A 7,814-nucleotide genomic window follows, 5' to 3' on the forward strand; every position below is an offset into this window, starting at 1 on the left:
GGTCAGGGGCTGGGGATGCCGTTGCCGTTGCGGCCCTGGCCGGCGAGGACCTCGTCCAGGGACGGGCGGGGCTCGTCGCCCTCACGGAAGCCCGGCTGGGCCAGCTGGATCAGGACGCCGTGCGCCTCCTTCGGGTGCAGGAACACCTCCTGCCACCGCGGATCCGACCGGTTGAGCCCGTGCAGGCGGTAGCCGCGGGCGGTGAGGCGTTCCACGGCGGCGCCCAGGTCGTTGACGTGGAAGTTGAGGTGGTGGACGCCGCCCCGCCCCCTGCTGAGCTCGAAGAAGCTGTCGAAGAACGTCGATCCGGCCAGCGGCTCCATCAGCTCCACCTTGCCGCCGTTGGCGTAGGTCAGCTGGAGCGTGCGGTAACCGGCGACCCGGTTGTCGCCGCCTCCGCCCAGGTGCCGGCCGCCGAGCAAGTCACGGTAGATCGGCAGCAGATCCCTGATTCGCGGCGCGGCCACGGCCGTGTGGTCGAAGGACACCTCGAGACCGTCCAGTTCCAGGTCCACGCGGGGGGCTCCTCACTTCTCGGAATCCTAGAATTTCATTCTAGCCGCAGACGCCTCGCTCACTCTTGACGGAGCCCCCTGTGGGGAGCAGCATCCAAGAAGGCAATTCTAGAGCTAGCTTCTAGAATAACTCCGGGAGGCGAGAAGAAAGGCTGGCCCATGAGGCTGTCCTATGTCCGCGAGCTCGACGAATACCCGACCGGCGCACGCCGGATGAAGATCCTCACGATGGCCGTGCTGGCCATCCTCATCGGCTCCTACGAAGGGCAGATCGCGCCCGTCGTGCCCCTGCTGCTCGAAGACCTCGACATGTCGCTGGCCACGTACGGCACCGTGTCGGGCCTCGCGGCGGTGGCCGGCGCGATCGCCTCCATCCTGGGCGGGCGTCTGACCGACCGGCTCGGCCGCGTACGCCTGCTCATCCCGCTCATGGCGCTGACGGCGGTGCTCTGCTTCGTCATGACCCTCGTGCACACCCCGCGCGACCTGCTGATCGTCCGGATCGTGCTGGCGTTCGTGGACGGCGTCGCCATGGCCAGCACCGCACCGCTGATCCGCGACTTCTCCCCCCGTCTGGGACGCGCCCAGGCGTTCGGCTTCTGGACGTGGGGCCCGGTCGGCGCGAACTTCCTGGCCGCGGCCGTGGCCGGCTGGACCCTGCCGATCTTCGACAACTCCTGGCGCTCGCAGTTCGTCATCATGGGCTGCTTCTCGCTGGTCATCTCAATCGTCATCGCGCTCAACATCGCCGACCTGTCACCCGAGCTGCGCGCGAGAATCCAGCACACCGAACGCGCCGCCACCCCGGTCGTGGACCTGTCGGCTCCGCCACGCCTGCGCTCCCTGTTCAGCCGGCCGAACATCTGGGCGCACGTCGTCGGCATCTCCCTGTGGCTGGTCCTCTACGTGACGCTGTCCCTGTTCGGGCAGACCATGCTGGTCGGGGCGCTCGGCGTCAGCAGCGCGGAGGCATCGACGATCATGGCGGCGTTCTGGAGCCTCAACCTCATCACCCTGATCGTGACGGGACGGCTGTCCGACCGTACGCAGCTGCGCAAGCCGTTCTCCCTCGGCGGCACCGTCGCGGCCGTCCTCGTCACCGCCTACCTCGCCGTCGAGCTCGGCCGGCAGGACGTCTCGACCGGCACGCTGATGGTGACCGGCGCGCTGCTCGGCGGCTCACTCGGCGTCGCGTACGCCCCCTGGATGGCCAACTACTCCGAGGACGCCGAGGACGCCGACCCGCGCCTGCAGGGCACCGCGAGGGGGCTGTTCGGGTTCCTCAGCAAGGGCATCGCCGTGATCGGCCTGCTCGTCATCCCGCACGTGGTCGAGGCCACCGGCTGGCAGACCTGGCTCTTCGTGGCCCTGGGGTGTCTCGTCCTGTTCATCCCGGCGATCGTGATGTTCAATGGGCCCTGGCGGCGCTCCGCCCGCACCCCCGCGCCCGTCGCCCTCGGGGAGGCTGACTCATGACCGAGCTGACCGACGTCGCCGAATCCGACCTGCGCGGCATCCGCGACCTCGACATCGACGACGTGCTCGCGTACGTGCACCGCGACCTCAAGCGCCTGCCCGACTACACCGAGCTGTACAAGCGATACCTGCGCCAGCGCTGGGACGTCTACGAGCTTGACTTCTCCCAGGACGTCGCCGACTGGCGCGAGCGCATGACGCAGGAGGAGCGCGACGCCTTCGTCGGCATCTCCGCCGGCTTCCACCACGGGGAGCGGCAGGTGGAGGTGGAGCTGCCGGTATTCATGCTGGGCGGCTCGGAGGAGTCCAAGATCTACATGTCCAGCCAGATCGAGGACGAGGCCCGCCACACCGTCTTCTTCGATCGCTTCTACCGCGAGGTGGTCGGCATGCCGGGCGACTCCGTCCAGGAGGTGCTGGACGCGTCGTTCGAGCACGTGTCGGAGACGTTCGTCGGCCCGTTCGGGCTGCTCGCCTACCAGGCCGACGAGCTGCGCAAGGACCCGGAGGACCCGGCCGCCCGAGTGCGGTACGGGACCACGTACTTCCTGTGGATCGAGGGCGTGCTGGCGCTGTCGGTCATGAAGATCACGCTGACGTACTGCCGGGAGCGGGGGTTCCTGCCCGGTTACTACACCGGGTTCACCGCCACGTGCCGCGACGAGGCCAGACACGTGCAGTTCGGGATGCGGTTCCTGCGCGACTCCGTGCAGGAGGATCCGCGACTGCTGCTGCAGATCCACGAGACGCTGCGGACGATCCTCGCGATCAACGGCGCCGCCAGCCGCCGGCTCGCGCTGGAGTCGCTCGGCTGGACGCCTGAGGAGGTCAGGCGACTCATGATCCGCCAGCTCCACATGAAGCTCACGGACGTCGGCATCGCGATCCCGCCCGACATCCGCGAGATGGTCTCCCGCATCGAGCCCGAGCTGGCCGGAGGCTGACACATGCGTTTCTTCACCCCGGAATGGGCCGAAGCCGCCCGGGCCGCCGTGGACGCCGGTCCTGAGCGGGCGGGCAAACTGCCGACGTACTGGAACTGGATCGACCGCGCACGCACCGGCTACACCGCCACCTGGGCGCTCGGCGTGCGGGAAACGGGCGAATATCTGGTGCTGCGCTGGAAGGACGGCAAGTGCGCGGAGGCGGAGATCACCTCCGACCCGAGCGCGGCCGACTACGTCCTGGCCGCCGGCGCGGACACCTGGCGCGAGCTGCGCGAGGGCGCCGATCCCGGTCGGGTGGTGATGTATCGGCAGTTGCGGCTGGAACGGGGAGATGTGCTGGCGTTCTTCCGCGTCATCTACTTCTTCGTCGAGTCCCTGGCCGCCCTCTCCCGCCTCAGAACCGATTGACCCACCCGGTCTGAACCCCGGAAGCCACCGAACGTCCGGCACATCACCTGCCCGACACCGCCGGGCAGGTGACCTCACCAGCACCGCCCGAATGTTCACCTCACCCGCGCTACCAGGCACTCACCCACCCCCGCAGCCCACCTCACCGACGCCGCCGAACCATTCGAGCAACCAGCAGTACCGGATCCGAACCGGGCACTGCCGGGCAGTTCCGCTCACGCACGCCCCGAAGTTCACGTCACCGGCATCGCCGGGAAGTGCCGTGACGGTGGTCTCGGAGGATGATGCGTCCCGGCCCGTGCGCCGCGTCGCAGTACGGGCCGTGCACGTCTATGCCCTCCAGATCGGCGGGGAAGGCGGCGCCCGGCCGCAGATCCCGCGGATCGAGGGTGAACGTCATGCGCGTGCCGCTGCCGGTGGGCGGATCGAACACCTCGACCTCGGAGACAGGCCGGAGACCGGCGAGGTCCTGGCGGAAACCCCGTCCGTCGCGCCACATCTCGACGGACGCCTTCTCACACAGCGCCGCCGCTGCCGCCGGCTGCCACCACTCGGGGCCCAACAGGGAGCCGAAGTAGCCCAACGCCGGAGCGTCCTGCCAGGCGTGCGGCTGATCCACCGTCACCCTCAAGCAGAGATCGCCGACGATGTCGATCCCGGCCGACAGGGAATGCACCTCTGCGACGCTCGCCGCCGGATGCGCGACATGCCCCGCGACCGCGGACAAGACCTGGGTCGGCAGTCGTGGGTCACCGAGCGCCACACCGAAGTACATGCCAGGGCGCTTGCGCACGTGCTCGTCGAAGTCGAGCACGGTGATATCGGCCACGCTGTACTCCCGACCCGCCACGGGCGCACCTCCCAACGAAGGCCCGGCAGTTTCACCAGCGTCGCGTGGCATACCGCGTCACCACCTCGACGGGCCCACGAGCCCGGCGTTGCGGCGGCCGGCCACGTGCGGGTCAGCGGGCGTCTCCCTGGAGGTCGCCGGCCACGTGCGGTGGGTGGTGTGACGTTGGCTGTGCCGTAACGGATGAACTCCGTTACGGCGCCAGGCCACTCACCGTCAGTCGCGACGCAGCTCCCAGCACGTCACCCGGCGCGGGCGCGCGGTGTGGACGTCGGCTGCGCCGTAACGGACGAACCCGTTACGGCGCCAGGCCACTCACCGTCAGTCGCGGTGCAGCTTCCGGTACGTCACCCGGTGCGGGCGGGCGGCGTCGGCGCCCAGACGCTCGATCTTGTTCTTCTCGTAGTCGGCGAAGTTGCCCTCGAACCAGAACCAGTTCGAGCCTTCCTCCCACGCCAGGATGTGGGTGGCGATGCGGTCGAGGAACCACCGGTCGTGCGAGGTGATCACCGCGCAGCCCGGGAACTCGAGCAGCGCGTTCTCCAGCGACGACAGGGTCTCGGTGTCGAGGTCGTTGGTCGGCTCGTCGAGCAGCAGCACGTTGCCGCCCTGCTTGAGGGTGAGCGCCAGGTTGAGCCGGTTGCGCTCGCCGCCCGACAGGACTCCGGCCTTCTTCTGCTGGTCGGGGCCCTTGAAGCCGAACGCCGCGATGTAGGCCCGCGACGGCATCTCGACGTTGCCGACCTTGATGTGGTCGAGCCCGTCGGAGACGACCTCCCAGACGTTCTTGTTGGGGTCGATGCCGCCCCGGGTCTGGTCGGCGTAGGAGATCTTGACCGTGTCGCCGACGATGATCGACCCGGTGTCGGGCGTCTCGCTGCCGGTGATCATGCGGAACAGGGTGGTCTTGCCCACGCCGTTGGGGCCGATGACGCCGACGATGCCGTTACGCGGCAGGTCGAACGTCAGGCCCTCCATCAGCAGGCGGTCGCCGAAGCCCTTCGTGAGCTCGTCGGCCTTGATCACCGTGGTGCCCAGGCGCGGGCCCGGCGGGATCTGGATCTCCTCGAAGTCGAGCTTGCGGTGCTTGTCGGCCTCGGCCGCCATCTCCTCGTAGCGCTGGAGACGGGCCTTGCTCTTGGTCTGGCGGGCCTTCGGGTTGGAGCGGACCCACTCCAGCTCGTCCTCCAGGCGCTTCTTGCGCTTGACGTCCTTCTGGCCCTCCACCTTGAGCCGCTGGGCCTTGGCCTCCAGGTAGGTGGAGTAGTTGCCCTCGTACACGAACGCCCGGCCGCGGTCGAGCTCGAGGATCCAGCCCGCGACGTTGTCGAGGAAGTAGCGGTCGTGGGTGACCGACAGGACCGTGCCGGCGTACTTCTCCAGGTGCTGCTCCAGCCACTGCACGCTCTCGGCGTCGAGGTGGTTGGTGGGCTCGTCGAGCAGCAGCAGGTCGGGCGCCTCCAGCAGCAGCTTGCACAGGGCGACCCGGCGACGCTCACCACCGGACAGCTTGGTCACGTCGGCGTCGGGCGGCGGGCAGCGCAGCGCGTCCATCGCCTGCTCGAGCTGGCTGTCGAGATCCCAAGCGTTGCGGTGCTCGAGCTGCTCCTGCAGCTTGCCCATCTCCTCCAGCAACTCGTCGCTGTAGTCGGTGGCCATCTGCTCGGCGATGTCGTTGTAGCGCTGGAGCATCGCCATCGTCTCGGCGACGCCTTCCTGCACGTTGCCGAGGACGGTCTTCTCCTCGTTGAGCGGCGGCTCCTGCTGGAGCATGCCCACCGTGAAGCCCGGCATGAGCTTGGCGTCGCCGTTGGACGGCTGCTCCAGACCGGCCATCATCCGGAGCAGCGTCGACTTTCCGGTGCCGTTCGGCCCCAGGACACCGATCTTGGCTCCGGGCAGGAACGACACAGTGACGTCGTTGAGCACGACCTTGTCGCCGTGCGCCTTGCGCACGCGCTGCAGCGTGTAGATGTACTCCGGCATGCCCCCTAGCTTAGGGGCTCTCCAGCCAGGCTTCCGCCGCTCCTCCCGACGCGCACCCGGCCCGCTCGTTCGCGCCGGTCAGGAGGCGGGCTCGTGAGGCAGCGAACGTGGCGGCGGGGACTGCACGGCCGGAACGCAGACGCGGTCGCGCCCCAGCTCCTTGGCCCGGTACAGCGCCAGGTCGGCGGCGGCCAGCAGGTCGATGAGGTCGTCGCCGTGCACGTTCATCAACGCGACCCCGGTCGAGACGGTCACCCTGACCAGGCTGTCGTCCACCGGGATGGCCATGAGACTGACGTGCGTGCGCAGCCGCTCGGCCACCTGGCGGGCCTCCACGTTGTCGGCGCCGGGCAGAAGCACGACGAACTCCTCGCCGCCGAAGCGCCCCACCACGTCGTAGTCGCGGAGCTGGCCGCGCAGCGTGCTCGCCACCCCGACCAGCACCTGGTCGCCGACCAGGTGGCCGTGGGCGTCGTTGACCCGCTTGAAGTGGTCGATGTCGATGATCAGCAGGGCCAGGCTGTCGCCCGTGCGGCGGGCGCGGACGATCTCGGTGTCCGCCTCACGCTGCCAGGCCGCCGCGTTGAGCAGCCCGGTCTTGGCGTCCGTACGGGCGGCGGCCTGGAGCTGGGCGTGCAGGAGGCTGCGCTGGAGCAGCACCACGGGTGGCAGCGCCAGGATGAGCAGGGCGAGGTTGAGGCCGCACAGGATGGCGACCGTGACGCCGAGGCACAGCTCGACGACGTCCAGCAGCACGCTCTCCCGGTCCCACAGGACCTCCCGCCAGGTGATGTCAGGGTCGGCCGTGTGCGCCGCGACGGCGATGAGCCCGATGTTCAGCAGGGCGAACAACACGGCGGCCGCCACCGCGGACAGGATGGGCGGGCCGCTCCCCCGCGACAACGACCACGGGTCCTCGACGACCTGGTGGAAGGCGACGCTGGCCGTGCAGCCTGCCAGCCCGATCGCCGCCGAGCTGAACACCCGCCGGTGCAGCACCGTCGCCCGCACCCGCACCTGGAGCAAGACCTGCAGCACGATGGGGGCGAACAACGCGTAGAGCGGTGGCAGGAGCAACGCCACCGGCAGCCACCAGGCCGACAACAGGTCTCGCGAGACACCCGCCGGCATGCCGAGCCGCCTGCTCGCCTCGATGCACACTGCCCCGCACGCCATCAACGCGCCGAAGGTGAGCGCGTCCTGCCACCGGAAGGCGGTGGACGCCCCCAACACGGCGATCGCCCCGAGATCGAGAGCGACGATGGCGCACAGGTAGAGCACCAAGCTGCGACGTTGCCCGAGCAACGGCCAGCGACCAGCAAGCGTTGACACACCGCCGCGAGACTTGACCGAGGCGTGACCGGTAACCGCCATCCCGTCTCCTCCCTGACTAACGATGTGTAACACAATAATTGCGGAGGGTGCGTCGCGCGACGGGAACCGGTACGTTGACAGCCGACCCGCCCCAGCCAGGAGCGGGCGGCGATGGAGCGCAGCGCTGGAAAGGAGCGACCATGGTGCGGGGCGTAACCTGGACCGACCAGCTGCCCTAGCCAGATTGATACGGGGCAACACACCATCGGCCCACCTTCGGGGGTGTCACTGGGACTTGGCCGATGCCCCCTCCTCCCC

General features: G+C 69.1%; 7 protein-coding genes. 3 read left to right on the plus strand and 4 right to left on the minus strand.

Features of this window, described 5'->3' with window-relative positions; translation table 11 throughout:
* Nucleotides 1-2 precede the first annotated feature (2 nt).
* Nucleotides 3-515: a VOC family protein gene (locus tag E1286_RS44205; protein WP_132622933.1), complete on the minus strand. Its 513-nt coding sequence runs from the start codon at nt 513-515 to the stop codon at nt 3-5.
* Between the two features lie 159 nt (nt 516-674).
* Between E1286_RS44205 and E1286_RS44210 the strand changes: the two genes are divergently transcribed.
* From E1286_RS44210 to E1286_RS44220, 3 genes are read left to right on the plus strand one after another with little or no spacing between them, the layout of a single operon-like run.
* Nucleotides 675-1,991 (plus strand): MFS transporter, encoded by a 1,317-nt coding sequence (locus E1286_RS44210; protein ID WP_132622935.1) that lies wholly within the window; start codon nt 675-677, stop codon nt 1,989-1,991.
* Complete coding sequence (locus E1286_RS44215; protein ID WP_132622937.1) at nt 1,988-2,935, plus strand: ribonucleotide-diphosphate reductase subunit beta; 948 nt, start codon at nt 1,988-1,990, stop codon at nt 2,933-2,935. Before E1286_RS44210 ends, E1286_RS44215 begins: the two co-directional genes overlap by 4 nt.
* Nucleotides 2,936-2,938: 3 nt before the next feature.
* Entirely contained in the window at nt 2,939-3,346 is a 408-nt protein-coding gene (locus E1286_RS44220; protein WP_132622939.1) for a nucleoside hydrolase, read from the plus strand.
* Nucleotides 3,347-3,584: 238 nt separating this feature from the next.
* Here the strand turns inward: E1286_RS44220 and E1286_RS44225 are convergent, their stop codons facing one another.
* The 3 genes from E1286_RS44225 to E1286_RS44235 form a co-directional block, all read right to left on the minus strand.
* On the minus strand, nt 3,585-4,175 hold the full coding sequence (locus tag E1286_RS44225) for a hypothetical protein (RefSeq protein ID WP_223190911.1): 591 nt from the start codon (nt 4,173-4,175) through the stop codon (nt 3,585-3,587).
* Nucleotides 4,176-4,517: 342 nt separating this feature from the next.
* Complete coding sequence (gene ettA / locus E1286_RS44230) at nt 4,518-6,182, minus strand: energy-dependent translational throttle protein EttA (protein WP_132622943.1); 1,665 nt, start codon at nt 6,180-6,182, stop codon at nt 4,518-4,520.
* A gap of 78 nt (nt 6,183-6,260) precedes the next feature.
* Nucleotides 6,261-7,463 carry a sensor domain-containing diguanylate cyclase gene (locus tag E1286_RS44235; protein WP_246075679.1) on the minus strand — a complete coding sequence of 401 codons (1,203 nt, stop codon included), beginning with the start codon at nt 7,461-7,463 and terminating at the stop codon, nt 6,261-6,263.
* Between the last annotated feature and the right edge of the window lie 351 nt (nt 7,464-7,814).

Source organism: Nonomuraea terrae (assembly GCF_004348995.1).
Classification (GTDB): Bacteria; Actinomycetota; Actinomycetes; order Streptosporangiales; family Streptosporangiaceae; genus Nonomuraea; species Nonomuraea terrae.